The sequence below is a fragment of the Lysobacter sp. H23M47 genome, assembly GCF_015209765.1.
In the GTDB taxonomy this organism is placed as follows: domain Bacteria; phylum Pseudomonadota; class Gammaproteobacteria; order Xanthomonadales; family Xanthomonadaceae; genus Novilysobacter; species Novilysobacter avium.
In genome coordinates, this window is record NZ_CP063658.1 from 687,198 (window position 1) to 713,424 (window position 26,227).

Annotated in this window: 18 protein-coding genes, 1 pseudogene and 1 riboswitch; of the genes and pseudogenes, 7 read left to right on the plus strand and 12 right to left on the minus strand. The window is 68.4% G+C overall.

The features are described 5' to 3' along the window. The first annotated feature begins 21 nt into the window (after positions 1–21). The 4 genes from INQ43_RS03100 (at position 22) to INQ43_RS03115 (ending at position 3,489) form a co-directional block, all read left to right on the plus strand. Positions 22–969 carry an alpha/beta hydrolase gene (locus INQ43_RS03100; protein ID WP_194037073.1) on the plus strand — a complete coding sequence of 316 codons (948 nt, stop codon included), beginning with the start codon at positions 22–24 and terminating at the stop codon, positions 967–969. A 64-nt stretch (positions 970–1,033) separates the two neighbouring features. After that, a complete protein-coding gene (locus INQ43_RS03105) occupies positions 1,034–2,059 on the plus strand; it encodes a histidine kinase (RefSeq protein WP_228062602.1) in 1,026 nt (341 codons plus the stop codon). After that, positions 2,056–2,799, plus strand: coding sequence for a LytTR family DNA-binding domain-containing protein (locus INQ43_RS03110; RefSeq protein WP_194035051.1), 744 nt, complete (start codon positions 2,056–2,058; stop codon positions 2,797–2,799). The genes INQ43_RS03105 and INQ43_RS03110 overlap by 4 nt, the downstream gene beginning before the upstream one ends. Before the next feature lie 132 nt (positions 2,800–2,931). Further along, on the plus strand, positions 2,932–3,489 hold the full coding sequence (locus tag INQ43_RS03115; RefSeq protein WP_194037074.1) for a DUF3228 family protein: 558 nt from the start codon (positions 2,932–2,934) through the stop codon (positions 3,487–3,489). A gap of 165 nt (positions 3,490–3,654) precedes the next feature. Here INQ43_RS03115 and ahcY read toward each other — a convergent pair whose 3' ends face one another. Beyond that, complete coding sequence (gene ahcY, locus INQ43_RS03120; RefSeq protein ID WP_194037075.1) at positions 3,655–5,100, minus strand: adenosylhomocysteinase; 1,446 nt, start codon at positions 5,098–5,100, stop codon at positions 3,655–3,657. A 59-nt stretch (positions 5,101–5,159) separates the two neighbouring features. Beyond that, positions 5,160–5,263: riboswitch (S-adenosyl-L-homocysteine riboswitch) on the minus strand. A gap of 180 nt (positions 5,264–5,443) precedes the next feature. On the opposite strand from ahcY, the gene INQ43_RS03125 reads away from it, so the two are divergent. Further along, positions 5,444–7,948, plus strand: coding sequence for a prolyl oligopeptidase family serine peptidase (locus INQ43_RS03125; RefSeq protein WP_194037076.1), 2,505 nt, complete (start codon positions 5,444–5,446; stop codon positions 7,946–7,948). 325 nt (positions 7,949–8,273) lie between these two features. Here the strand turns inward: INQ43_RS03125 and INQ43_RS03130 are convergent, their stop codons facing one another. The 3 genes from INQ43_RS03130 to INQ43_RS03140 all read right to left on the minus strand — a co-directional run bounded on the left by INQ43_RS03130 (position 8,274) and on the right by INQ43_RS03140 (position 13,104). After that, positions 8,274–9,830, minus strand: a complete 1,557-nt coding sequence (locus INQ43_RS03130; protein WP_194037544.1) for an SDR family oxidoreductase — start codon at positions 9,828–9,830, stop codon at positions 8,274–8,276. A 181-nt stretch (positions 9,831–10,011) separates the two neighbouring features. Next, a complete protein-coding gene (locus INQ43_RS03135; protein WP_194037077.1) occupies positions 10,012–11,469 on the minus strand; it encodes a sigma-54 dependent transcriptional regulator in 1,458 nt (485 codons plus the stop codon). 21 nt (positions 11,470–11,490) lie between these two features. Next, positions 11,491–13,104, minus strand: a complete 1,614-nt coding sequence (locus tag INQ43_RS03140; protein ID WP_228062603.1) for a HAMP domain-containing sensor histidine kinase — start codon at positions 13,102–13,104, stop codon at positions 11,491–11,493. A 174-nt stretch (positions 13,105–13,278) separates the two neighbouring features. Between INQ43_RS03140 and sucC the strand changes: the two genes are divergently transcribed. Continuing rightward, entirely contained in the window at positions 13,279–14,442 is a 1,164-nt protein-coding gene (gene sucC / locus INQ43_RS03145) for an ADP-forming succinate--CoA ligase subunit beta (RefSeq protein WP_194037079.1), read from the plus strand. 24 nt (positions 14,443–14,466) lie between these two features. Beyond that, complete coding sequence (sucD, locus tag INQ43_RS03150; RefSeq protein ID WP_194035058.1) at positions 14,467–15,342, plus strand: succinate--CoA ligase subunit alpha; 876 nt, start codon at positions 14,467–14,469, stop codon at positions 15,340–15,342. Between the two features lie 403 nt (positions 15,343–15,745). Here the strand turns inward: sucD and INQ43_RS03155 are convergent, their stop codons facing one another. The 8 genes and pseudogenes from INQ43_RS03155 to INQ43_RS12980 form a co-directional block, all read right to left on the minus strand. Then, on the minus strand, positions 15,746–16,444 hold the full coding sequence (locus INQ43_RS03155) for a hypothetical protein (RefSeq protein ID WP_194035059.1): 699 nt from the start codon (positions 16,442–16,444) through the stop codon (positions 15,746–15,748). A 167-nt stretch (positions 16,445–16,611) separates the two neighbouring features. After that, positions 16,612–17,913, minus strand: coding sequence for a threonine synthase (thrC, locus tag INQ43_RS03160; protein ID WP_194037080.1), 1,302 nt, complete (start codon positions 17,911–17,913; stop codon positions 16,612–16,614). Beyond that, entirely contained in the window at positions 17,910–18,803 is an 894-nt protein-coding gene (locus INQ43_RS03165) for a homoserine kinase (RefSeq protein ID WP_255518472.1), read from the minus strand. Before INQ43_RS03165 ends, thrC begins: the two co-directional genes overlap by 4 nt. A 104-nt stretch (positions 18,804–18,907) precedes the next feature. Continuing rightward, positions 18,908–21,442: a bifunctional aspartate kinase/homoserine dehydrogenase I gene (gene thrA / locus INQ43_RS03170; protein WP_194037081.1), complete on the minus strand. Its 2,535-nt coding sequence runs from the start codon at positions 21,440–21,442 to the stop codon at positions 18,908–18,910. Positions 21,443–21,482: 40 nt separating this feature from the next. Further along, positions 21,483–22,571, minus strand: a complete 1,089-nt coding sequence (leuB, locus tag INQ43_RS03175) for a 3-isopropylmalate dehydrogenase (RefSeq protein WP_194037082.1) — start codon at positions 22,569–22,571, stop codon at positions 21,483–21,485. Continuing rightward, complete coding sequence (gene leuD, locus INQ43_RS03180) at positions 22,561–23,142, minus strand: 3-isopropylmalate dehydratase small subunit (protein ID WP_194035063.1); 582 nt, start codon at positions 23,140–23,142, stop codon at positions 22,561–22,563. Before leuD ends, leuB begins: the two co-directional genes overlap by 11 nt. Beyond that, a complete protein-coding gene (leuC, locus tag INQ43_RS12975; RefSeq protein ID WP_248285395.1) occupies positions 23,139–24,623 on the minus strand; it encodes a 3-isopropylmalate dehydratase large subunit in 1,485 nt (494 codons plus the stop codon). Before leuC ends, leuD begins: the two co-directional genes overlap by 4 nt. After that, a pseudogene (locus INQ43_RS12980) lies at positions 24,615–26,105 on the minus strand (2-isopropylmalate synthase); the annotation flags it as partial. The gene leuC and the pseudogene INQ43_RS12980, both read right to left, overlap by 9 nt. Positions 26,106–26,227: the final 122 nt, after the last annotated feature.

Consider the following 26,227-nt stretch of genomic DNA (forward strand, 5'->3'; position numbering starts at 1 on the left):
CGACAACAAGGAGCCGCAGCGATGAATCAGCCAGCCCATTCCCTCACCCGTTTCCGAAAGCGCACCCCGGCCGCCGTGGCCGCGGCGATTCTTGCTGTGGCCTCGCTCGGCGCCACCGCAGCGCCGCTGGATCACCACGGCATCAGTATCGAAGTGGTCGGCGAAGGCGCGCCGGTGCTGATGATTCCCGGCCTCAACAGTGGCGCGGACACCTGGCGCGAGACCTGCCATGCATTGCGCCAGCCGGCCGCTGATGGCGCCAGCGCCATGCCGATCCAATGCCACCTGGTCCAGTTGCCGGGCTTCGCCGGCCTGGCGCCGGTGGAGGGCGAGGACTTCCTTCCGGTGATGCGCGACGGGTTGCTGGATTACGTCGTCGAGCACGACCTGCAAGGGCTGACGGTGATCGGCCACAGCCTGGGCGGAACGCTGGCCCTGCAGATGGCGATCAAGCAACCCGACGCGGTGGCCAGGCTGGTAATCGTCGACAGCCTGCCGTATTTCGCCGCCGCGCAGAATCCGGCCGCGACCGTGGCAACGACCAGACCGATGGCCGAGCAGATGCGCGCCGGCATGCTGGCGTTGGACCAGACGATGTATTTCGCCCAGGCCGAGGCTTCGCTGCTGGGCATGACCCGGGCGCCGGAGCGGGTCGAGACCCTGAAGACGTGGGGACGTGACAGCGACCGTGCGACCACCGCCCAGGCCATGTATGAGCTCATGACCACCGACCTGCGTGGCGAGCTCGGTGCCATCGGCGTGCCGACCCTGGTGCTGGGCAGCTGGGCAGCCTACAAACCCTACGGCGCGAGCATCGAATCGACGCGCAAGATCTTCGCCGACCAGTACGCCAAGTTGCCGAGCGCACGCATCGAGATGAGCCAGGGGGGCTACCACTTCCTGATGTGGGACGATCCGCAGTGGGTGCAGGCGCAGATACGCGGGTTTGTCTCGCCCTCGACCCCTTGATGCACCGAGGTGCGGGCGGCCCGCGCCGCCCGGCCTGAACGTGGACAACGCCGTGGAAGATGCCTTGCCAACCCGCCGCTTCTGGATGCTCAACGCGCTCGCGTGGAGCGCCTACATCGGCTTGAGCCTGGGCATGGCCGCCGCGTTCTCGGCGATGTCGCCGGCGATGGTGCTGATCAGCGTATCGCTGGGCGCGCTGCTCTGGCTGGTCAGCGGCGCGATCCGCGCCCGGGCCGCGCGCTTGGGGTGGTGGGAGCGCGGCTTATGGGTATTGGCAACGCGGCTGCTGGCGTCGGTGGTGATCGGGACGACGCTGGCGCAACTGGCGTTGGCGGCGATTCTGGTCCCGTCGATCGCCCTGGGCTGGGTCGAGGTCGCCGGCGGCCTGTCGGCCTATCGCCCCGCCGCGACGCTGATGTACTGGACCAATACCGCGGTCGTGCTGGCCCTGTGGACCGGAATCTGGGCCGGCGCCCATTCGGTGCGCCAGGCGCGCCGGAGCGAGCTGGCGCGGCTGCGCGCGGAGGCGCGCCACCATCTGCTGGAACGCGATGCGCTCAAGGCTCGGCTCAATCCGCATTTCGTCTTCAACGCGCTCAACAACCTGCGCGCGCTGATCAACGAGGACCCGGCGCGTGCGCGTGAACTGGTCACCCGGCTGTCGAACACCCTGCGTCATGCGCTGGAGCATTCCGGAGACACCGAGGTCACTGTCGCGCGCGAGCTCGAAGTGGTGGAGGACTATCTGGCGGTGGAGGCGGTCCACTATGAGGACCGGCTGCGCGTCGTGCGCGAGGTGCCGCCCGATACCCTGCAAGCCACACTGCCGGCGATGGCGCTGCAGCTGCTGGTGGAAAATGCGATCAAGCACGGCATCGCCGTCATTCCCGGTGGCGGCGAGATCACCATCGCCCTGAATCGCGCGGGAGCGGCGCTGCACGTCACTGTCACCAATCCGGTCCCGCTGACCCGCGCCGCGTCCGGCCACGGCGTCGGGCTGGCCTACCTGCAGGCGCAACTCGGTGCAGGCACCGTCGACCTGCAACACAAGGGAGACACCATGGTCGCCAGCCTGGTGGTCCCGCAATGAGCGGGCCGTTGCGGGTGCTCATCGTGGAGGATGCGCGGCTGGCGAGGCGCGAGCTGCGCACGCTACTGGCCGAGTCTGCGGACGTCGAGTGCGTGGGCGAGGCCGAGGACGTTCCTGCCGCCCGCGAGGCGATCGCGCGTTTGCACCCCGACCTGATCCTGCTTGATATCCAGCTGCCCTCGGGCAGTGGCTTTGACGTGCTCGACGGCCTGGACCCGCTGCCGGCGGTGGTGTTCGTCACCGCCTACGACCAGTACGCGGTGCAGGCATTCGAAGCCAATGCGCTCGACTACCTGCTCAAGCCGGTCGCGGCGGCACGCCTGGCGACCGCGTTGGACAAGGCCCGTGCCCAGCTGGGCGAGCAGGACGCGGCGCGCGCGCCCGGGCGTCGGGGCACGGACCTGCTGGCGGCCCACGACCAGGTGTTCCTGCGCGACGGCGAGCGCTGCTGGTTTGTCGCCCTGGGCGAAATCCGCCGGATCGTGGTCGACGGCAACTACGCCCGGGTCTGGTTCCGCGACCAGAACGCCCTGCTGGCGCGCAGCCTCAGCGGGCTTGAAGCGCGCATGCAGCCCGGCCTGTTCTTCCGCGCCAACCGCAACACCCTGGTCAACCTGCGCATGGTCCGCACGGTGGAGCCGTCGGTCGCCGACGGCTACGACCTTGGCCTGGACGATGGCAGCCAGGTGGAGGTGTCGCGGCGGCAGGCACGGGAATTGCGCGAGCGGCTGGCGCTCTAGCCGCCGCGCTCCCGTTGATCGTCAGCGCGCCGGGTTGCCGCGCTGGAGCCGGCCGGAAGCCGCGGGCGTTCTTCTGCAACCGCGCGGTGCAGCGGCTACCCTTGCCGGGTCTCCAGTCAACCCGTGTCGCGCATGTCCATCGTCCTGACCCCGTTTGCCGTTACCCGGTTGTTCCCGCGCACCCCGCGCGGCAATACCATCCAGGACTGCACGCCGGAGCAGTTCGAGCGCCACCTCAACGAGCACGAGCCGCTCAGGATCCTTGAGGGCTACGCGCCGTTCTGCAAGCTGCACGTCCACCGGAACTGGACGTCCACGCGCTGCCTGACCGCGCCGATCACGCAGGACAATTGCCATCTGCTGCGGTCGGCGTACGAAGCGCGCTCGCGCAGGGAACTGCCGGTGCTGGTGCGCTGGTTCGAGGGCCTGGAGCCGCCGGTGGCGGAGTACCTGGTGGTGATCCTCTACAGCCGCGATCAGCTGGCGAAAGAAGGCACCGCGGTGGACGCGGACTGGGGCGTGGTGGGCTGCCTGTACACGATGACGCCGGAGGAAATCCCGATGGCGCCGATCACCATGCTGCGCAACGCGCTGGGTGTGGAGGAGGGTGGCTCGGGGGTGCCGCTGGACCGCGAGGCGTACCGGCTGGCAGTGGAGTTCTGGGAGAACAACGCCAACTGGCGGCCGTGATGCGGACCCGCGCCGGCAAGCCTCTAGCGGCGTGCGGGGTCAGCGCGGCAGGCTTGCGGTAGTTGCCCGCGTCGCAAAGCACGCAGACCGGTCAACACCGGCCCGCAACAAAAAACGGGCGCCGCGGGGCGCCCGTTCTTCATGCGGCGTTGGACGCCCGCCCGATCAGTAGCGGTAGTGATCGGACTTGTACGGACCTTCCACCGGTACGCCCAGGTAGGCGGACTGCTCCGCGCTCAGCTTGGTCAGCTTCACGCCGATCTTCTCCAGGTGCAGACGGGCCACTTCCTCGTCCAGGTGCTTGGGCAGGATGTAGACCTTCTTCTCGTAGCTGTCCTTCTTTTCCCACAGGTCGATCTGGGCCAGGGTCTGGTTGGAGAACGAATTGGACATCACGAAGCTCGGATGCCCGGTCGCGCAACCCAGGTTGACCAGGCGGCCCTCGGCGAGCAGGAAGATCGCGCGGCCGTCGGCGAACACGAACTTGTCCACCTGCGGCTTGATGTTGATCTGCTCGACATCCTTGAGGCCCTTGAGCGCGTCGACCTGGATCTCGTTGTCGAAGTGGCCGATGTTGCAGACGATGGCCTGGTCCTTCATGTTCTGGAGGTGCTCGATGGTGAGCACATCCTTGTTGCCGGTGGTGGTGACGTAGATGTCGCCGCGGCCCAGGGTGTCTTCCACCGTGGTGACCTCGAAGCCTTCCATTGCCGCCTGCAGCGCGCAGATCGGATCGATCTCGGTAACGATCACCCTGGCGCCGTACGCGCGCAGCGAGGCGGCCGAGCCCTTGCCGACGTCGCCATAGCCGCAGACCACGGCGACCTTGCCGGCCAGCATCACGTCCATCGCGCGCTTGAGGCCGTCGGCCAGCGATTCGCGGCAGCCGTAGAGGTTGTCGAACTTGGACTTGGTGACCGAGTCATTGACGTTGATCGCAGGCACCAGCAGTGAGCCGGCTTCGGCCAGCTGGTACAGGCGCAGCACGCCGGTGGTGGTTTCCTCCGACACGCCCCTCCAGTCCTTGACCACGGTGTGCCAGAAGCCCGGGCGCTCGACGGCCACGCGCTTGAGCAGGTTCTTGATCACCTGCTCCTCGTGCGAGGCGGCCTTCTCATCGACCCATTTGGAGCCGTTCTCCAGCTCGTAGCCCTTGTGGATCAGCAGGGTCACGTCGCCGCCGTCGTCCACCACCAACTGCGGCCCGAGATAGCCGCCCTTGCCGTCCGGGAAGCTCAGCGCGGCCAGGGTGCAGTCCCAGTACTCCTCCAGCGTCTCGCCCTTCCAGGCGAACACCGGGGTGCCGGCTGCGGCGATCGCGGCGGCGGCGTGGTCCTGGGTCGAGAAGATGTTGCACGAGGCCCAGCGCACGTCGGCCCCGATGTCCTTGAGGGTTTCAATCAGCACGGCGGTCTGCACGGTCATGTGCAGCGAGCCGGTCACGCGCACGCCTTTCAGCGGCTTGTCGGCGGCGTGCTTGGCGCGGATGGACATCAGGCCGGGCATCTCGTGCTCGGCGATGTCGAATTCCTTGCGGCCCCAGTCGGCCAGTTTGATGTCGGCAACCTTGTAGTCGCCTTCTGTGGAGAAGGTGCGGGTGGTGTCTTTCATGGTCCAGCTCCGGTTCGATCCCGTGGCACCCGTGCGGTGCGTCAAGCGGGGAGGGTGGTCGCAACCGGGCGCCGTTGTAGCGGACAGAGACCACGGATGGTCTCGATCGATCCTGCCAAGCCTGGCCGTCCCTGTAGCGACGGTCGCAGCGCCCCTCGGCGGACCGCGTCATTGTAACGGCTTGTGCAACGCCTTGAACCGGCTCGGCGCCGCATCGGGACTTCCTTCACTGGCCGGGATTCAGCAACTGTGGGAGTTTGACGGTCACTCCAGCGTCGCGGGCCCGCATCGGCGACACGACGCACCACTATCCGCATTTCACCGACATCTTCCCGGGAATCCCATGACCAAACCCAAGCGGCGCTCAACCGCCATCGGCCTGCTGGCTGCCCTGCTGCCCTTCGCACTGCTCACCCCGGCGCTCGCCCAGACCGCTGCGCTGGATGACCAGGGCGGCTATCAGTCGCCCGTGGATGCCTTGCAGGCGCTGGTCGACGCGCCTCGCCAGCCGCAGGTCCGGCTGAGTCCGAACCGCGACTTTGCGACCTTGCTCAAGACCCCGGCGCTGCCGGGCATCGACGTGGTCGCGCAGCCGGAGCTGAAGCTGGCCGGCACGCGGATCAACCCGCGCACCTACGCCAGCAGCGCGTTCTCGTTCGGATCGGACCTGCAGTTGCTGGACATCGCCAAGCGCCAGGAACTGCCGGTCACCGGCCTGCCCGCGGACCTGAAGCTGGCCGACCTGTCCTGGGCGCCGGACCAGAAGCACATCGCCTTCACCCACGTCGACAACGCCTCCGGCCACGTCGAGCTGTGGATCGTCGAGGCCGCCTCGCGCAAGGCGCATCGACTGTTGCAACAGCCGTTGAATACGGTGGCGGGGACCGGTTTCGACTGGCTGCCCGACAGCCGCGGCCTGCTGGTGACCCTGCGCCCGCACGGCCAGGGACCCGCGCCAAACGCCGATGGCGTCCCGGCCGGTCCCAGCATCCAGCAAACCGAGCAGGGCGCGGAGGTGCGCTCGATCCGCACCTACCAGGACCTGCTCAAGAACGAGCAGGACGCGGCGATCTTCGCCCACTACCTGACCAGCCAGCTCGGCCGCGTGGACCTCGCCGGCAAGCTCACATTGCTCGGCAAGCCCGACCTGCTCATCGGCGCATCGCCGTCGCCCGACGGCAGGCACCTGCTGGTGCAGACGGTGGAACGTCCGTTCTCCTACCTCGTGCCGTTCTCGCGTTTCCCGCGCCGCATCGAGGTGCTCGACCGCGACGGCAAGCGAGTCCATACGGTCGCCCGCCTTCCGCTGGTGGAAGGACTGCCGACCGGCAACGACGCGGTCGCCACCGGCGTGCGCCGCATCTCGTGGCGCAGTGATGCGCCAGCTACCCTGGTCTGGGCCGAAGCCCAGGACGGCGGCGATCCGGCGCGTGACGTGGACGTGCGCGACGCCGTGTTCGCCCACGCCGCTCCGTTCAGTGGCAAGCCGGTGGAACTGGCGCGCCTGGGCTTGCGCTACGCCGGCGCCACCTGGGGCCGCGATGACCTCGCGCTGATCGACGAGTTCTGGTGGAAGACCCGCCAGACCCGGCAGTGGCGCATCGCCCCGGGACAGCCCGCGCAGGCGGCGGAGCTGATCTTCGATCGCTCCTACGAGGACCGCTACAGCGACCCGGGTTCCCCGGTGACCCGCCCCGACGCCGCCGGCAACCAGCGCCTGGTGGTATCCAGCGATGGCGGCAGCATCTTCCTGATGGGCGCCGGTGCCTCGGACGAGGGTGACCGGCCGTTCCTTGACCGCTTCAGCCTCGCCGACAAGCAGGCCACGCGCCTGTTCCACTCGCAGGCGCCGTGGTACGAGGCCCCGGTGGCGATGCTGGACGACGACGGCAAACGCATCCTCAGCTCGCGCGAGTCGCCCAAACAGCCGGCCAATATCTACCTGCGCGAGCTCGGCAACGCGGACGCTGCGCCGGTTGCGCTGACCGACTTCCCGCATCCCACCCCGCAACTGCGCGACGTGCAGAAGGAGCAGATCCGCTACCAGCGCAAGGACGGCGTCGAGCTGACCGCCAACCTGTACCTGCCGCCGGGCTACGACGCCAAGCGCGACGGCCCGCTGCCGACCCTGTTGTGGGCCTACCCGCGCGAGTTCAAGTCCGCTGATGCGGCCAGCCAGGTGACCGGATCACCCCACCGCTTCAACGCGATCAGCTACTGGGGACCGCTGCCCTTTTTGACCCGCGGCTACGCGGTGATGGACGGCCCGACCATGCCGATCGTCGGCGAGGGCGACCGCGAACCCAACGACACCTACCTGGAGCAACTGGTGGCCGGCGCCGAGGCGGCGGTGGACGAAGTGGTCCGCCGCGGCGTGGCCGACCGCAACCGGATGGCCATTGGCGGCCATTCCTACGGCGCCTTCATGACCGCCAACCTGCTTGCCCACACCCGCCTGTTCAAGGCCGGCATCGCCCGCAGCGGCGCCTACAACCGCAGTCTGACGCCGTTTGGTTTCCAGGCCGAGGAGCGCAACTACTGGCAGGCGCAGGACACCTACATGCAGATGTCGCCGTTCAACTACGCGCACCAGATCAAGGACGCGCTGCTGATCATCCACGGCGTGGACGACAACAACTCGGGCACGTTCCCGGTCCAGAGCGAGCGCCTGTTCGCGGCGATGAAGGGCCTGGGCGGCAATGCGCGGCTGGTGATGCTGCCCAACGAGTCGCACGGTTACCGCGCGCGTGAGTCGATCATGCACATGCTGGCCGAAGAGGATGCGTGGTTGGAGAAGTACGTGAAAAACGCCGGCAGCGAGGATTCCGGGGTGGCTGACACGCGGTAGCTCATGCCGCGACCTGCGAATGGGAGCCGTGGTGGACATCGGAGGCGGGCGTGGATGCCCTTGAGTGTGAATGTCCCCCGGCACCGGTGAAGCTGGTGCCTCCTCCTTTATTTCACACCCAAGGGCATCCACACCCGCTGTCCGTGCAGCGGCGGTAGTTGATGCACCGTGGGCTGCGCCAGCAGGCAGTCCGGCCACGCAGACGCGAGCTGCGGGCGTTCGGAGCGAAGTAAAGGAGGAGGCCTCCGCCGCAGGCGGGGGCCGGGGGACATTCGCTGCGAACGCCCGCAGTTCGCGGCCCCTAAAGCCCTGTCCGCTGCAACCGCTACCAATCGGTCGGTTTGTAGTCCTTCAAAAACTGGCCCCACACATGGGTGCCGGTGTTGAAGCCGTCGATGATCGGATCCACGATCCGCGCCGCGCCGTCGATGATGTCCAGCGGCGGATGGAAGCGCTCCTCAAGCGTCTTTCGCGCCGCCAGCTCGGCCGGATCCTCGTCGGTCACCCAGCCGGTGTCGACGCTGTTCATGTGGATGCCGTCGCCGTGGTAATCCGCGGCCGAGGTGCGCGTCATCATGTTCAGCGCGGCCTTGGCCATGTTGGTGTGGGGGTGGCGGGTGGTCTTGAAGTTGCGATAGAACTGCCCCTCCACCGCTGACACGTTGACGATGTGCCTGTCGCGGGTCGGTTCCTCGCCGTCGACCGTGCGCAGCATCAGCGGCTTGAGCCGGGCGTTGATCAGGAACGGCGCGATCGCGTTGACCAGTTGCACTTCCAGCAGTTCCACCGACGGGACCTCGTGCATCTGCAGGCGCCAGGAGTTGCGTCCGCGCAGATCCACCTGCTGCAGGTCCTGGTCCAGCCGGCCTTCCGGGAACAGGTGTTTCTGGCCCAGCAGCTCCTCGGCCAGCAGCGGCACCTGCGAGAGCTCGGCGGCACGCACAAGCCCGGCCATCTGGCTGCCGGTGTTTGCCATTTCCCCGCGTGCCGCCGCGGCCTGCACCGACGCGGTGGCCTCACCGAGCAGATCCTGGCTGCGCAGGCCCTCGTATCCGCCGATCAGCTGGCGCACCGCTTCGGGCGTATCGCGCAGCGCAGCGGTCTCGCCGGCCATCATGTGGGCGTAGAACTCCGGCGGACGCCGCACCGTCTGGCACGCATTGTTGATGATGAAGTCCAGCCGCGGCCGCGTCGCCACCAGCTCGGCGCAGAAGGCTTCCACGCTGGGGGTATGGCGCAGGTCCAGGCCGAAGATCTCCAGCCGGTCAGACCACTCGCCAAAGTCCGGCTCCTGGGCGTAGCGTGCGGCCGAGTCGCGCGGGAAGCGGGTCGTGACGATCAAGCCGGCGCCGGCGCGCAGCAGCTTCAGGCCGGCCTGGTAGCCGATCTTGACCCGGCCACCGGTCAGCAGGGCGACCCTGCCGCTCAGGTCCGCCAGCTCGGTGCGCTTGCGGAAGTTGAACGCCGCGCACTCGGGGCACAGCTGGTCGTAGAAGTGGTGCACGCGCGTGTATTTCTGCTTGCACACGTAGCAGTGCAGCAACTCGGGGGATTCCGCGCCGGCGGCGTCTGCATCGGTCTGTGGCTGGCCGTCCGTGCCAGGCGGCGGGAAGTAGTTCAAGGCAGTGAACACAGGCTTGCGCCGCAGCGCGCGGATGCCGGTCTGGTTCAGGACCTCGTCCGCGCGGCGGATGTTCTCGGCGTTGCGCTCGCGCTCCTTCGCCTTGAGCTTCTGCCGGCGCTGTCCGGGCTCGGGGTGATAGACGCTCGCGACCGCCTGGTGCAATCGGGAGCGATCCGCTTTGGGTAGCTCGTCCAGCAGGGTGCGATCGGCGGCCACCGCCTCGAGCAAATCCAGCGCCACCTGCAGGCGCTCGGACAGGGCGGTCGGGTCGGGATGGTCGGTACTGGCCGACGGGCGTGAGAGGGTGGAGTCAGCGTTGGTCAAGATGGTGGCTTTGATCGGGGCAAGACGGCCAGTTTAACGGCCACCGGCATGGGCGCCTCCGATCGATCAGGCAATCCGCCGCCAGCCCCGCGCAGCGAGCGCACCGGAGCGCCGGTCAGTCGATGCCCAGCTTCTTCAACTTGTAGCGCAGCGCGCGGAAAGTGATGCCCAGCGACGCGGCGGTACGGGTCTTGTTGTAGCGGTTTTCCTGCAACGCGTGCTGGATTGCGGCGCGCTCGATTTCCTCGATGTACGAAGGCAACGCGCTGGTCGCGGTGTCGCGCGGATCGATGGTGCGAGGGTCGATCCCCGCCGCGGCGGCCGCCGCCTGTGGCGTCTGGGAGCCGGGCGCGGGTGGCTGCAATGGCGCAACGCCGGGCTCGCGCGGTGCCTGACGCGGCGTGGCATGGGCCGCGCTCGCCTGCGGCAAGTGCAGGTCATGCACCTCGAGCCGGTCGCCGTCGGCCATGGCCATGGCGCGTTCGAGGATGTTCTCCAGCTCGCGCACGTTGCCCGGAAAGGCGTACTGGCCAAGGGCGTCCATGGCCTCGGCGGAAAGCGCCGGCGGTTCGCGGCCCAGGTCGGAGGCCAGGCGCTGGACGATCTTCGCGCACAGGCCCGGCAGGTCGGACAGACGCTCGCGCAGCGGCGGCACGCGCAGCTCGATCACATTGATCCGGTAGTAGAGGTCTTGGCGGAAGCGGCCCTCGGCAACCATGCCGGCCAGATCCTTGTGCGTGGCCGAGAGGATGCGTACATCCACCATCACCTCGGCGTTGGCTCCCACCGGTTTCACCGATTTTTCCTGGATCGCGCGCAGCAGCTTGACCTGCATCGGCAGCGGCAGTTCGGCGACTTCGTCCAGGAACAGGGTGCCGCCGTCGGCGCTGTGGAACAGGCCGGGCTTGTCGGCATGGGCGCCGGTGAAGCTGCCCTTCTTGTGGCCGAAGAACTCGCTTTCCATCAGCTCGTTGGGGATCGCGCCGCAGTTGACGGGCACGAAGGGACCGCTGCCGCGGCTGCCCTCGGCGTGGATCGTGCGGGCAACCAGTTCCTTGCCCACGCCCGACTCGCCGGCGATGTACACCGGGGCCTGGCTGCGCGCGACCTTGGTGATGGTCTCGCGCAGCTGCTGCATCGCGGGCGATTCGCCATACAGGCGGGTGGCCACGTTTTCCGGGTTGGCCCGTACCGCCGGCTTCTCCTTGAGGTCCAGCGCATGGCGGACCAGGTCGCGCAACACCGACAGTTCGACCGGCTTGGCGACGAAATCGAACGCGCCCGCCTTGAGCGCCTCCACCGCGGCGTCCACATTGCCGAAGGCGGTGATCATCGCGACCGGCGTGTCGGGGAACTGCTCGGAAATCTCGGCGATCAGGTCAATGCCGGAGCCGTCGGGCAGGCGCATGTCGGTCAGGCACAGGTCGTAGCGGTTGCGGGCCAGGTGCGCGCGGGCATCGCCCAGGCTGGATGCGGTATCGCAGCGCAGTCCCATGCGGCCCAGGGTCATTACCAGCAACTCGCGGATATCGCGCTCGTCATCGACTATCAAAGCGCTGCGTGTCTCAGCCATCCCGTCCTCCGATCATGAAGGCTAGCTTAAGCGATCACGACGCAGGGAGGCAGTGGCCGACAAGCGGATGCGGAAACAGCTGCCCCCGGCGGGCAGGGCGATGAAGTCCAGCGAGGCCTGGTTGGCACGGATGAGCTCGCGGGCAATGTACAGGCCCAGCCCGGTGCCGTGGCCGGAGGTGGTGAAGAACGGCTGGAACAGCTGTTGGGCGACGCGCTCGGGAATTCCCGGTCCGCGGTCGATGACATCGATGAGCGGATGCCGGCGCTCGTCGTGGTGGATGTGGACGCTCACCCGCGCCGGCTCGCCGGGCATGCGCCCGTAGGTCAGCGCGTTGTGCACCAGCACGGTCAGCACCTGCAGCAGGTGACGCGGATCGACCAGCGCCTGCACCTCCGGCCGCTCCGACGTCGCGACGAGGGTGTCGTTTTCCAGCGGATGGCCGGCGCGGTACTCGTTGACGAATCGGTTCACCAGTGCGACCAGGTCCACGTAATCGGGTGAGGCCGGTTCGCGCCGCGCCAGTCCCAGGACGTTCTCGACGATGCCGTTCATGCGCTGGCCCTGCTGGCGGATGATTTCCAGCAGGCGGCGGTCGGAAACGGCAATGTCGTCGGACTCCTCCAGCAGTTGCACCGCGTAGTTGATCGCCGCCAGCGGGTTGCGGATTTCGTGTGCCAGGCTGGCGGAGAACCGTCCCAGCGTTGCCAGGGTCATGGATTCGGCACGGCGCGAGAGCAGCGACGTGTCATCCAGGAACACCAGGGTCTGGTCGCTGCCGGCAAGCAGGCGGGTGAAGCGTGGGATCACGTCGTTCTGGTCGGTCGCCACCTGCAGCGGCCCGTCGTCGACCACGCCCGACTCGCGCCACGCGGCAAGGCGGCGCGAGAGTTCTGGCAGTGCCAGCGCCAGGTCGCGATGGCCATCGCCGGCTTCGCCCAGCAGCAGCAGCGCGGCCTCGTTGGCCAGCTGCACCCGGTTCTGGCCGTCCACCAGCAGCACGCCGGTGCGAAGGCGACGGATGATCAGCTCGTTGACCTCGGTGAGATGCGCGGTCTGTACCCCGCGGGTCTCGGCCAGTTCGTAGCTGTCGCGCATCTGCCGGCCCAGGATGCTGGTCGTGGTGGCTACCGCCAGATACCCGACCGAGAACATCAACGGCTCGGTGATCGCCCTTTCACTTTCATCCAGCAGGACGGCCCAGAAATGTTCACCGACGATCCCGACCACCGCGACCATGGCTGCGCCCAGGCCCAAACGCGGGGGCAGCAGCAGCGCCGCGGCGCCGACGTTGAACAGCAGCATCAGGGCGATACCGGTGCCCGCGACAGGGATCGCATGGATCGCCAGGATCCCGAACAGCAGGTCGCAGCAGATGCCCACGAGTGCCTGTCCACGCAGTTCGCCACGACGACCGAACGCAAACAGGACGGCGCCCAGGAACAGGTAGGACAGCGCTACCACCCGCGCAAGCAGGTCGTGCCTGGGCGGCTCGAGCATGTCCGTCACCGGCCCGAACAGGACCAGTACCAGCAGCGAGCCTTCCAGCAGCCGGTAAAGCGTGAAGAAGTAGAGTTCGCGGCGCAGCGCGCTGTCGGCGTCGTCGTTGGGCTGGACGGCGAGGGCTGGCGACACGCGGTTCATCCTTGGGCAGTGTTGGTTCGCACGAGTATAGGCACGCGTGTTGCGATCGCGGCCAGCCCGGATTTTGCGGGGGGCGGCGCGATCGGCCACAATAGCGGGCCCCTCGCTCCCGAGCCGTTTCCGGCTGCGCCAGCGAGGGATGTCTTCCACTCCCCTCGGTGACGCATGAATTTTCACGAATACCAGGCAAAGCAGTTGTTTGCCGACTACGGCATTGCCGTGCCGGCCGGGCGCATCGCCCGCACTCCTGAAGAAGCGGTCGAAGCGGCCAAGTCCATCCCGGGCGACCTGTGGGTGGTGAAGGCGCAGATCCACGCCGGCGGCCGCGGCAAGGCCGGCGGCGTCAAGCTGGCCAAGACCTTTGACGAGGTCAAGCAGTTCACCAAGGCGATGCTCGGTACCTCGATGGAGACCTACCAGACCGCCGGCGTCGCCCTGCCCATCGACTCGGTGTTGATCTGCGAAGGCACCGACATCGACAAGGAACTCTACCTGTCGGTCCTGGTCGACCGCAGCACCCAGACGGTGACCTTCATCGCCTCCGCTGAAGGCGGCATGGACATCGAGCAGGTCGCCGCCGAGAAGCCCGAGGCGATCAAGACCATCCACGTGAACTACGTGGAAGGCCTCCAGCCCTACCAGTGCCGGGCGCTGGGCTTCGACATGGGCCTGAACGCCAGGCAGGTCAACCAGTTGACCAAGATCATGACCGGGCTGTTCAAGCTGTTCCACGAGAAGGACCTGGCGCTGGTCGAGCTGAACCCGCTGGCGATCCTGACCAACGGCGACCTCGCCGTGCTCGACGGCAAGATCAATTCCGATGACACCGCGACCTACCGTCATCCCGACCTGGCCGACATGCGCGACATCCGCCAGGAAGACGAGACCGAGGTCAAAGCCAGCCAGCACGACCTGAACTACGTGACCATGGACGGCAACATCGGCTGCATGGTCAACGGCGCAGGCCTGGCGATGTCGACCATGGACGTGATCAAGCTGGAAGGCGGTGAGCCGGCCAACTTCCTCGACGTGGGCGGCGGCGCGACCAAGGAGCGCGTGACCGAGGCGTTCAAGCTGATCCTGTCCAGCGACAAGGTGAAGGCGATCTTCGTCAACATCTTCGGCGGCATCGTGCGCTGCGACATGATCGCCGAGGGCATCATCGCCGCGGTCAAGGAAGTGGACGTCAAGGTGCCGGTGATCGTGCGTCTGGAAGGCACCAACGTGGATGCCGGCAAGGAGCTGCTGAAGAACTCCGGCCTGGCGATCACCTCCGCCGATGACATCAACGATGGCGCCCGCAAGGCCGTCGCCGCCGTTGCCGCCTGACCACATCACCAGGATTCGATATACATGAGCGTTTTGATCAACAAGAACACCAAGGTGATCGTGCAGGGCTTCACCGGCTCGCAGGGCACCTTCCACGCCGAGCAGATGCTCGAGTACGGCACGAAGGTCGTCGGCGGCGTCACCCCGGGCAAGGGCGGCACCACGCACCTGGACCTGCCGGTCTTCAACACGGTCGCCGACGCGGTCGAGCAGACCGGTGCGGACGCCTCGGTCATCTACGTGCCGCCGGCGTTCGCCGCCGACGCGATCCTTGAAGCCGCCGACGCCGGCATCACCGTCATCGTGTGCATCACCGAGGGCATCCCGGTACTGGACATGCTGCGGGTCAAGAACGTGCTCAACGACTACGAAGACGTCGTGCTGATCGGCCCGAACTGCCCCGGCGTGATCACCCCCGGCGAGTGCAAGATCGGCATCATGCCCGGCCACATCCACACCGTGGGCAAGATCGGCATCGTCAGCCGCTCCGGCACCCTGACCTACGAGGCGGTCAAGCAGACCACCGACGTGGGCCTGGGCCAGTCGACGGTCATCGGCATCGGCGGCGACCCGATCCACGGCCTTGACTTCATCGACTGCCTGAAGCTGTTCCAGGACGATGAGCAGACCGAAGGCATCATCATGGTCGGTGAGATCGGCGGCAGCGCCGAGGAAGAGGCGGCCGAGTTCATCGCCCAGTACGTGACCAAGCCGGTGGTCGGCTTCATCGCCGGCGCCAGCGCCCCGGAAGGCAAGCGCATGGGCCACGCCGGTGCGATCGCCTCGGGCGGTCAGGGCACCGCGGAGGGCAAGTTTGCCGCGATGGAGAAGGCGGGCGTGACCACGGTCAAGTCACCCGGTGACCTGGGCGCGGCGATTGCGAAGCTGCTGGCGAAGTAAGCACGCCAGCCAGTGACTTGCCGTCGGAGAAACGGCAGCAGGATCATTGCAGGAAATGAAAAAGGCCACCTTGGGGTGGCCTTTTTCGTGGGTGTTCGCCGGACTCCGGGGTTAGTTAAAGCAATGCGTGATCGCTGGGGTGATTGTGGTCGACCGAGGGGGCGTGACCTGCATGTCTTCCGGGCGAATGTCCCCCGGCTCCCGCCTGCGGCGGGCGCCTCCTCCTTTATTTCGCCCGGAAGACACACAGGCCACGCCTTTGCTGACGGTTCGCCTCTACAAGCACCAGCCACGCTGGAACGACGGGGGTGGGTGTCCTTGGGGCGAAGTAAAGGAGGAGGCACCGGCTTTACCGGTGCCGGGGGACATTCGCGGCCAAGGGCGTCCACCCCCGGCGCCTCGGCTAGTCTGCAGCTGTGCCGCTTTTCTCCGCGTCACCGGCCTCGACCACGGCTTCCCCGCCCCACGGCGCCGGCGGCGTGGCAATCGGCCGGGTCAGGTCGAAGCCGACCCGGAACATGCGGTCCTCGCCGGTGCGCGCCAGTTCGTAGACGAACTGCTTCTCCGGTTCGATCTCGATCGCCCACACGTTGGTATTGGATACGTCCATGCCTTCGCGGGTGAACATTGCCTGGGAAAAGCTGTCGACCGGAAATTCCTGCCTGTTCGCGCTGCCCGGGTTTGCGGTCTCGCCGCCGTACATGGTCACCGGGTCGTCGCTGCCGTCCTCCAGCCGGTGATCGTGCTTCAGGCGAAGGCCGTCACCCGTCCGGGTCAGGACCCAGGTGCGCGAGTAGTTGTCGCCGACGTTGAAGGGGATGCGGATTTCCCGGTCGCTGCACTCGCGCACGTGCATGGTCAGGGTCTGGTCGCGGAACGGGTCCGGACCGTCGCTGACCGGCCGATCGGTCAGTACGCTGCCCTCGAACGCCTTGCCGCACAGCGCGGTGAGGCGGTCGAAAAACGCCTGCTGCGGATCGGCGGTCGCCGCAGACGGTGTGTCGGCAGCGGTGGTGGTAGTGGTGGTATCGGTCGCCGATGGACTGCAGGCGGCGAGGGCGGCGGCGAAAGTCGCCGGCAGAAGGATGCGGGAAATAGTCATCCAGCCACGCTAGCCGGTTTCGACCGTGCATGCCATGCGGGGGTGCAGGAAGCCGTGCACCCGGGTCGATGTCGACAGGGAAAGCGTTGAGCTTGAGGTGGCGTGGCCAAGGAGCGCACCCCACGGACGCGACTGCACGCTGACATCGCGACGCTGGTATCGCGCGATCACGGGTCTGCCGTGGATTCCAGCAACCAGTCACGGAATGCCGCGTAGTCGAGACCCAGTGGCGTGGCCGTCGCGGCGCGCGCGAGTGCGGCGGCGAGCGCGGGCGGTGGCTCCAGCTCGTGGCCGACAAGGGGCTCGACCACGGTCTCGAATTTGGCCGGGTGCGCGGTGGCTACGACCGCCCATGGGCGCTTATCGCCCTGGACGCGCAGCATCTCGAGTGCGTGCAGCGCCACCGCCGTATGCGGGCACGGGACGAGTCCATGCCGGGCGGGCGCAGCGGCAATGGCTGCGCGGATCTGGCCGTCGTCCACGCTGCAGGCCTGCAGCGATGCACGCACCGCGGCGTCGTCGGCATGCCACCAGCGCAGGCGCTCGAAATTGCTCGGTGCGCCGACGTCCATCGCATTGGCGAGGGTCGCCTTGCCGGCTTGTGGGCGGTAGTCCGCGCCGTCGAAGTAGCGTGGCAATACGTCGTTGGCATTGCTGGCGATCACGATGTCCCCAATCGGCAGGCCCATGCTGCGCGCCAGCCATGCGGCGAGGGCGTTGCCCAGGTTCCCGGTCGGGATAACGAAGTTGAGCGACGTGCCGTGGTCGGCCCGGAACTGCAACGAGGCGTGGGCGTAGTACGCCATCTGCGGCAGCAGCCGGCCCAGGCTGATGCTGTTGGCCGACCCCGGCGTGATCGTCTCGCGCAGGCCGGCATCGGTGAGCGCCTGCTTCACCAGCTGCTGGCAATCATCGAACGTGCCCTCGACGCGGAGCGCCTGCACGTTGTCGCCGAAACAGCCCAGCCCATGCGCCTGGCGCGGCGAGACACGCCCATCGGGATACAGGATCACCACGCGGAATCCCTCACGCCTGTGGAATGCCGCGCCGACCGCAGCACCGGTATCGCCGGAGGTTGCGACCAGGATGGTGGTGAGTGGCGTGCCCGATTCGCGCAGGCGCGAGAGTGCTTCGGCGAGGAAGCGCGCGCCGATGTCCTTGAACGCGGCCGTCGGCCCGTGGAAGAGCTCGAGCAGGTAGTCGCCGGCGCCCTGCAACGGGCGCAGCGGCACCGGAAAATCGAAAGCCGCGCGGCACATGTCCGCCAGTTGCGCCTCCAGACGCGATCCGGCGAAGTACGGGGCGAGCAACGCGGCGGCGGTATCGGCGAGCGTGGCGCCGGCCTTGTCCATGTCTGCCTCCGGAATCGCTAGAGGTACATACAGGCCGCCATCGGGCGCCAGTCCGGCCGCCAGTGCATCATCGATTCCGACCTCGGGCGACTCTCCACGGGTGCTGGCGAACTTCATGCGACCACTTCCGCGCGCGGGCCGTTGATGGGCGACAGGTGCACGTCGCTGTCCAGGCCGACCGCGGCAAACGCGGCCTGCATCGCGGTAGCGGCGGTCTGCGCCTGTCCGGTACTGATGAACCAGCCGAACACACTGGGGCCGGCGCCGGAGATGCTCGCGCCCAAGGCTCCATGGGCGAGCGCGGCAGCCTTCACCTCGGCGAAGCCCGGCACGAGCGAGGCGCGGCGGGGTTCCACCAGCACGTCGCGCAGGCCTTCGGCGATCAGGGTGAGATCACCGCGCGCCAGGCCGGTAAGGAACAGGGCCAGATGCTCGCTGTGCTCGACGACCTGACGTAGCGGGTAGGGCGCCGACAACGCTTCGCGCGCGAGCCGCGTCTCGAGCACGTGGTGCGGATGCACCACCGCGCACACCAGCGGCGGCGCCGACAGCGGAATCGCACGGGTCGGGGTCGCCAGCACGACACCGCCAAACAGCATCGGTGCCACGTTGTCGCCGTGCACGCTGCCGCTGGCCACCGACTCACCCAGCAGGGCCAGCGGATACAGCTGGTCGCGCGTCAGCGGTTGGTCCAGCACCGCATTGGCCGCCACCAGCGCCGCCACGCAGGAGGCCGCCGAGCCGCCAAGACCCGAACCCAGCGGGATGCCCTTGCGCAGGCGCAGCTCGAAGCCGTGCGCGATGCCATGTTGCGCGCGCAACTCCATCAGCGCGCGACCGGCGGTGTTGCGCTCGGCCTCGCGCGGCAGCTGCGCTGCGCCGGCGCTGTCGCCGTCGATGCCGGTGATGGTCACCGTGGGCGCGTCGATCCGACGCACGAAGGCGCGGTCGCCCGGGCCCTCGATGCTGTGGCCGAGCAGGTCGAAACCCACGCCGATGTTGCCCACGGAGGCGGGCGCGAATGCGGTGGCATCCTGGCGAGGCGTAGCTCCTGGACTACCGGCGCGGGGGGCGGCGCCGGATGTCTGCCTCGGTCGGTCGATATCCGTATTCACAGTCGTGCCCCGAGCGCTTGCGCAATCGCCAGCACGTCGCCGAACACGCCGGCCGCGGTGACCTCCGGGCCGGCGCCGGGACCCTGCACCACCAGCGGGTTGTCGGTGTAGCGACGGGTGTGGAACTGGATCAGGTTGTCGGTCAGTCGGGTGTACAGGCTGGCGTGTCCTGCCCGCGGCACCACCAGGGCGACGCTCGCGCGACCCTCGAGGTCCATCCGGGCGAGGTAGCGCAAGGCGCCGCCGCCGGCCAGCGCGTCTTCAAGTCGCGCCTGCAGCGGTGCGTCGAGCTCCTCCAGGCGGGCGAGGAACTCCTCCAGCGGAACGTCCTGCAATGCCGGCGGCACAAGGTTCTCGATCTCGACATCCTCCAGTGACAGCATGCGACCGGCCTCGCGGGCGAGGATCACCAGCTTGCGGGCGACATCGATGCCCGACAGGTCATCGCGCGGGTCGGGTTCGGTATAGCCCAGCTCGCGCGCCTCGCGCACCAGCGCGGAGAACGGCACGCTGCCATCGAAGCGGTTGAACAGCCACGCCAGCGTCCCCGACAACACTCCCTCGAACGCGGTCAGTTCATCACCGGTGTCGAGCTGGTTGCGCAGGGTCATGATCACCGGCAGGCCGGCGCCGACGGTGGCTTCGTAGCCGAAGCGGCCGCCGTGGCGGGTGGCGGCGCGGATTGCCTGGTAACGGGCCAGGTCGCCGCTGCCGGCATGCTTGCTCGGCGTCACGACATGGATGCCGGCGGCCAGCCACTGCGGGTAGTAGTCGGCGATGGCGTCGCTGCCGCTGCAATCCACGATCAGCGCGTGCGGCAGATGGCTGGCGCGGACGTGATGGGCGAACGTATCCAGGTCCAGGGCCTCGCCGGCTTCCAGCGCCTCCAATGCCTGCTGCGGCGGCAGGTAGCGAGGCGCCAGGCTCATGCGGCGGCTGTTGGCGATCGCGCGCAGGCGCAGGTCGATGCCGCGCTGGCCCTCACCGGCAAGGCGCTGCAGCGAATCGGCCAGCTGGCCGAGCAGGGCGCGACCGACCTTGCCCGGCCCGATGAGGCCGATGGAGAGTGTCTGCGGTGACAGCCAGAACGCGGAGTGCACGGCGCGCAGACCGCGCACGGCATCTGCGGCGTCCAGCGCCACGGAGATGTTGCGTTCGCTGGCGCCCTGGGCGATCGCGCGGATGTTGACCCGAGCCTTTGCCAGACCATCGAACAGCCGTGCGGCGACACCGGGGGAACCGACCATACCGTCGCCCACGGCGGCGAGGATGACGATGCCCGGCGTCACCTCGACCCCGGCGACCAGCCCTTTCTCAATGGCGTCGGCGAAGGCATTGGCGACCGCCTCGCGCGCCTGCGCCGCCTGCGCCTCGCGCACCACGCAGCAGATCGAATGCTCGCTGGAGCCCTGCGAGATCATCGTCACCGAGACGCCGGCGGCATGCAGGGCCGCGAACATCCGCTCGGCGGTCCCAGGCACCCCGATCAGGCCGGCGCCGCTGAGCTCCAGCAAGGCCATGCGTTCCACCAGGCTGAGGCCCTTCACCGGTGAGGCTGCCGCGGCAGACGCCAGGCTGATCACGGTGCCGGGGGCTGCCGGGTTGCAAGTGTTGCGGATGCGGATCGCCAGGCCGGCCTGCAGCGCCGGCGCTATGGTGCGCGGGTGCAGCACGCTGGCACCGAAATACGAGAGCTCGTTGGCCTCGGCGTAGGACATCGAATCCAGGCACACCGCATCCGGCACCAGCCGGGGGTCAGCGCTGAGCACGCCGTCGACGTCGGTCCAGATGGTGAGCTCGTTGGCGTGCAAAAGACGCCCGAACGCGGCCGCGGAATAGTCGCTGCCATTGCGCCCCAGCGTGGTATTCGCGCCCTCCCCATCGCGGGCGATGAAGCCCGTGATGACGCGGCCACGGGCGCAGTAGTCCTGGCGCTCCGACCACTGTGCCAGGCGCGACTGGCTGGCCTCCCAGTCCACGGTGACGCCCAGCTCGCCGGGGTTGGCGACCAGCACGTCGCGCGCGTCCAGGCGGCCCCAGCCGGCATCGGCGCCGCCCAGCGCGACCTGCAGCAGGCGCGAGGAGCAGACCTCGCCCAGACCATGCACGCGGGCGATGTCGGCCTCGCTGCGCGCCTGCCCCGACGCCATTGCCGTCAGCGTCTCGCCGAGCTCGGCAAACCGGGCTTTTAGCCAGGCGTGGAGGCCATGCGTGGCGTCGGCGTCCAGCACATCGGCCGCGTCCAGATGGCGCTGGCGAAGCGCCATGAAGGCAGGCTTCCAGTCCGTGGCGGACATGCTGGCCTCAGCCAGGGCGATCAAGGTGTCGGTGACCCCGTGCATCGCCGAGACGACGACGAACTGAAGGCCGGGCGCTGACGCATCCATTTCGTCGAGGAGAGCGGCCACGCGCTGGTAGTGGGCCGCGTCGGCAAGGCTGCTGCCACCGTACTTGTGCACGTGGACGGGTTTGAGGTCCGGCGCAAGTGGCTGCCCCGGATCGGTGCGCGGCGGGGCAAGGGGGGAGGGCATCGGAGAATCCTGTCGATCTGCGTTGGGGAGGGTATGTGGCTCAGTCGCGCATACAAACGGCGTAGCAGCGGACCTGCAGGTTTTCCAGCACCGCCGCGGTGGCGGCGCGGGTGCCGATCGCTGCGCCACCGCCCTGGATGTCGGCGGTGAAGGCACCCGCGTCCAGTGCCTGCGACACCGCCTGCTCCACGCAGTCCGCCTCGTCGTCCAGCCCGAGCGAGTGGCGCAGCAGCATCGCCGCACTGAGTATCGCCGCAACCGGGTTGGCGATGCCGCGACCGGCGATGTCGGGTGCCGAGCCGTGGATCGGCTCGTACAGCCCGGCCTTGCCGTCGCCCAGCGAGGCCGACGGCAGCAGGCCCATCGAACCGGCCAGCATCGAGGCCTCGTCGGTGAGGATGTCGCCAAACATGTTCTCGGTCACGATCACGTCGTACTCGCGCGGACGCGACAGCAGGTGCATCGCCATCGAGTCGACCAGCTGGTGCTCCAGGGTCACATCGGGGAATTCGTCTGCGACCACCCGGGTGGCGACTTCCCGCCACAGGCGTGAGGTTTCCAGCACGTTGGCCTTGTCCACCGATGTCAGGTGGCCGCGGCGCTGGCGGGCCAGCTGCCCGGCGCGGCGGACGACGCGCTCGACTTCGCCCACGCTGTACTCGCACAGGTCGCTGGCACTGTCGCTGGCGCGTTGTTTCCGCCCGAAGTAGATCCCGCCGGTCAGCTCCCGCACCACCACCAGATCCACGCCGTTGAGCAGGTGTGGCTTGATCGGCGAGGCGCCCAGCGCGGCGGGGTGCGGTTTGACCGGGCGCAGGTTGGCGTACAGCGCCAGAGCCTTGCGCAGCGCCAGCAGGCCCTGCTCGGGCCGCACCGCGGCCTTGGGATCGGACCACTTGGGTCCGCCCACGGCGCCCAGCAATACGGCGTCGGCGGTGCGGCAGGCATCCAGCGTGCTCTGCGGCAAGGCCTCGCCGGTGGTGTCAATCGCGGCGCCGCCGATCAGGTGCTCGTGGAAGTTGAAGCGGTGGCCGTAGGCGGACGCGACCGCGTGCAGGACCTCGACCGCCGCGGCGGTGACTTCCGGGCCGATCCCGTCACCGGGCAGGACAACGATCTCAGCGTGCATGGTTCAACTCCTCGTAACGGGCGATGGCGGGTTCCTGCTTGAGCAGGTAGCCGAGCTGGTCGACGCCTTCCAGCAGGCAGGTGCGGGCGAATTCATCCAGCGGGAACTCGAACTCGCGCCCGTCCGGCAGGCGGACCGTGCCTCTGGCGACATCGATGTGCAGCTCGATGCCCGGCCGGGCGAGCAGTTCGTCGACCACCGCGTCGGGCAGGACGATCGCGAGCAGGCCGTTCTTGAGCGCGTTGCTGCGGAAGATGTCGGCGATCTGGGCGCTGATCACTGCCCGCAGGCCGAGGTCGAGCAGGGCCCAGGGCGCGTGTTCGCGCGATGAACCGCAGCCGAAGTTGCGGCCTGCGACCAGGATCTGCGCATCCGCATTGGCCGGGTCGTTGAAGGGAAATGCTGGGTCCGGCGCGCCGTCGGCGCGCTGCCGCCAGTCATGGAAGGCGAACCGGCCCAGACCCTTGCGCTCGGTGGTGGTCAGAAAGCGCGCGGGGATGATCTGGTCGGTATCGATGTTGCGTTCGCGCACGACGACCGTGCGCGAGCGCAGTTCGGTGATGGCGCTCATGGCGTGGCCTCCGCGACGACGTTGCGGAGCGGTGCATTGGCCGCTGCCGGCGAAGGGTGCTGCCCGCGCAGGAACGCCTCCGGATCGGTAATCTCGCCGCGGACGGCGCACACCGCGGCGGTCAGCGGCGAGGCGAGCACGGTGCGCGCCCCCTGGCCCTGACGGCCTTCGAAGTTGCGGTTGCTGGTGGACACCGCCAGTTGCCCGGGCGCGACCAGGTCACCGTTCATCGCGATGCACATCGAGCATCCCGGCTCGCGCCACTCGGCGCCCGCGTCCAGAATGATCCGATCGATCCCCTCGGCTTCGGCCTCGCGCTTGATCTGCACCGAACCGGGCACCACCAGCATGCGCACGCGCGGGTGCACCTTGCGGCCGCGCAGGATCCCTGCCGCCTGGCGCAGGTCGTCCAGCCGCGAATTGGTGCAGCTGCCGATGAACACCACGTCTACCGGTTGTCCGGCCAAGGGCTGGCCGCCGGCGAAGCCCATGTACGCCAGTGCCTTGCTGTCGTCATCATTGCCGGGCGGGGGCAACGGCATGTCGATCGCGGTCACCTGGCCGGGGTGGGTGCCCCAGGTCACGGTGGGCCGGATGTCGGCCGCATCGATGCGGACCTCACGGTCGAAGCGCGCGCCCTCGTCGCTGCGCAGCTGGCGCCAGCGCGCGACCGCCTGTTTGAACGCCTCGCCCTGCGGTGCGCGCGGCTTGCCGCGCAGGAACGCGAAGGTGGTCTCGTCGGGGGCGATCAGGCCGGCGCGGGCGCCGGCTTCAATCGACATGTTGCACACCGTCATCCGCTCATCCATCGACAGGGCCTGGATGGCGCTGCCGCGGTACTCGATCACATGGCCGGTGCCGCCGTTGACGCCGATGACCCCGATCACGTGCATGATCAGGTCCTTGGCGGTGACCGACGGGCCCAGTTGGCCGTCGATGGTGATCGCCAGCGTGCGCGGCTTGCGTTGCAGCAGGCATTGGGTGGCCAGCACGTGGCCGACCTCGCTGGTGCCGATGCCGAAGGCCAGCGCGCCGAACGCGCCGTGGGTCGCGGTGTGGCTGTCGCCGCAGACCACGGTCATGCCGGGCTGGGTCAGGCCCAGTTCGGGTCCGATCACGTGGACGATGCCGCGATGGTCGCTGTCGAAATCGAACAGCTCGATGCCGTGGCGCGCCGCGTTGTCGCGCAGGGTCGCGACCTGGTTCTCCGCCTCGGGCGTCGCGTAGGGCAGGCTGCCGTCCGCGTTGCGCGGCAGGGTCGGGGTGGAGTGATCCAGCGTGCCCTTGGTCAACTCCGGGCGGCGCACCTTCAGGCCGCGCGCGTCCAGCTCGGTGAAGGCCTGCGGCGTGGTGACCTCGTGGATCAGGTGCAGATCGATGTACAGAACGGCCGGTGACGCCTCGCTCTCCGGGCCGACCAGATGGCCGTCCCACAGCTTGTCGAACAGGGTGCGAGGCGCGCTGCTGCCGGCCCGGTGGATGCGGTTGGCGATGTCCAGCCACGCCAGCGCGGACGCCTCCAGGATGTCGGTGCTGGTGCCCGAGCCGGTGTGCTCGACGCCGTACAGGGTCGCGACCACGCTGGCCTGGCCCTGGGCGTCATCGCCGGCGGTGATGCTGGAGATCTGGAAGCTGTCGATCTCCAGCGGCAGGTCCGCCGCCCGCGACAGCGCCGCAAACAGGGCGTGCACCGGCCCGTCGCCGACCGCAGCCTCTTCGGCGACCGCGCCGCACGGCCTGGCCAGGCGCACGCTTGCGGTCGGCAGCATGCCCTCACCCACGCCGGTGGAAGCGTGCACGCGCAGCAGTCGGAAGCCGCGCCGCACCGGCGCGTCGGTGCCCAGCACCAGCGTCTCCAGGTCGGCGTCGAAGACCTCGCGCTTCTTCCCCGCCAGCACCTTGAACGCTTCAAAGACCTCATTCAGGCGGGTGTCGTCCAGCGCCAGGCCCAGCGTCTGCAACCGGTCGCTCAGGGCCGCGCGGCCGCTGTGGCGACCCATCACCATCTGCGACTGCTCCCAGCCCACGTCCTGCGGATGCATGATCTCGTAGGTGCCGCGGTGCTTGAGCATGCCGTGCTGGTGGATGCCCGACTCGTGGGCAAACGCGTTCTGGCCGACGATCGCCTTGTTGCGCTGCACCTGCATGCCGGTGATCCGCGACAGCAGGCGCGAGGTCGGCACCAGCCGGCGCGTATCGATCCGCGTGGTCGCATTGAAGTAGCTGCGGCGCACGTTCAGCGCCATCACCAGTTCTTCCAGCGCGCAGTTGCCGGCCCGCTCGCCGATGCCGTTGATGGTGCACTCGACCTGACGCGCGCCGCCTTCGATCGCGGCCAGGCTGTTGGCCACGGCCAGGCCCAGGTCGTTGTGGCAGTGGGCGCTGAACACCGCGCGGTCCGCATCGCGGACATGGGCGCGCAGGTATTCGAACAGCGAGCGGATCTCCGCCGGCGTGGTGTAGCCGACCGTGTCGGGAATGTTGAGCGTGGTGGCGCCGGCGGCGATCGCCGCGCTGCAGACCTCGACCAGGAATTCGGGCTCGGTGCGCAGCGCATCCTCGGCCGAGAACTCGACGTCGTCGAAATAACGCCTTGCCATTTCCACGCCCATCACCGCGCGTTCGATCACCTGCTCTTTCTTCAAGCCGAGCTTGTGCTCGCGGTGCAGCGGACTGGTGGACAGGAACACATGCATGCGCGCGTCTTCCGCGCCTTCCAGCGCGCGCACGCCGGCTTGGATGTCGCCGGGGTGGCAACGCGCCAGCGCCGCCAGGGTCGAGCCGCGCACTTCCCGCACGATCCGCCGGGTGGCCTCGACTTCCGCCTCCGAGCTGGCCGGGAAGCCGACCTCGATCACGTCCACGCCGAGGTCGGCCAGCGCGTGGGCGAACCGCAGCTTCTGCGGCGCGGTCATGCTGCACCCCGGCGACTGCTCGCCATCGCGCAGGCTCGTGTCGAAGATGCGTACGTGCCCGGCAGACGAGTGTTCGGCGGGTGCATGCCCGGCAGGAGCGTGTTCGTCGTGTGCGGCGTCGGGAATGGCTACGTCGGGTTCGTGCGTGCTCATGCTGGAATGACCTCGGG

What these genes read in the sequence shown, in the direction of transcription:
- INQ43_RS03125 (WP_194037076.1), top strand. Translation starts at nt 5,444, where the DNA reads ATGACCAAACCCAAGCGGCGCTCAACCGCCATCGGCCTGCTGGCTGCC.
- thrA (WP_194037081.1), bottom strand. Translation starts at nt 21,442, where the DNA reads ATGCCCTCCCCCCTTGCCCCGCCGCGCACCGATCCGGGGCAGCCACTT.
- leuB (WP_194037082.1), bottom strand. Translation starts at nt 22,571, where the DNA reads ATGCACGCTGAGATCGTTGTCCTGCCCGGTGACGGGATCGGCCCGGAA.
- sucD (WP_194035058.1), top strand. Translation starts at nt 14,467, where the DNA reads ATGAGCGTTTTGATCAACAAGAACACCAAGGTGATCGTGCAGGGCTTC.
- sucC (WP_194037079.1), top strand. Translation starts at nt 13,279, where the DNA reads ATGAATTTTCACGAATACCAGGCAAAGCAGTTGTTTGCCGACTACGGC.
- thrC (WP_194037080.1), bottom strand. Translation starts at nt 17,913, where the DNA reads ATGAAGTTCGCCAGCACCCGTGGAGAGTCGCCCGAGGTCGGAATCGAT.
- INQ43_RS03110 (WP_194035051.1), top strand. Translation starts at nt 2,056, where the DNA reads ATGAGCGGGCCGTTGCGGGTGCTCATCGTGGAGGATGCGCGGCTGGCG.
- INQ43_RS03135 (WP_194037077.1), bottom strand. Translation starts at nt 11,469, where the DNA reads ATGGCTGAGACACGCAGCGCTTTGATAGTCGATGACGAGCGCGATATC.
- leuD (WP_194035063.1), bottom strand. Translation starts at nt 23,142, where the DNA reads ATGAGCGCCATCACCGAACTGCGCTCGCGCACGGTCGTCGTGCGCGAA.
- INQ43_RS03115 (WP_194037074.1), top strand. Translation starts at nt 2,932, where the DNA reads ATGTCCATCGTCCTGACCCCGTTTGCCGTTACCCGGTTGTTCCCGCGC.
- ahcY (WP_194037075.1), bottom strand. Translation starts at nt 5,100, where the DNA reads ATGAAAGACACCACCCGCACCTTCTCCACAGAAGGCGACTACAAGGTT.
- INQ43_RS03155 (WP_194035059.1), bottom strand. Translation starts at nt 16,444, where the DNA reads ATGACTATTTCCCGCATCCTTCTGCCGGCGACTTTCGCCGCCGCCCTC.
- INQ43_RS03100 (WP_194037073.1), top strand. Translation starts at nt 22, where the DNA reads ATGAATCAGCCAGCCCATTCCCTCACCCGTTTCCGAAAGCGCACCCCG.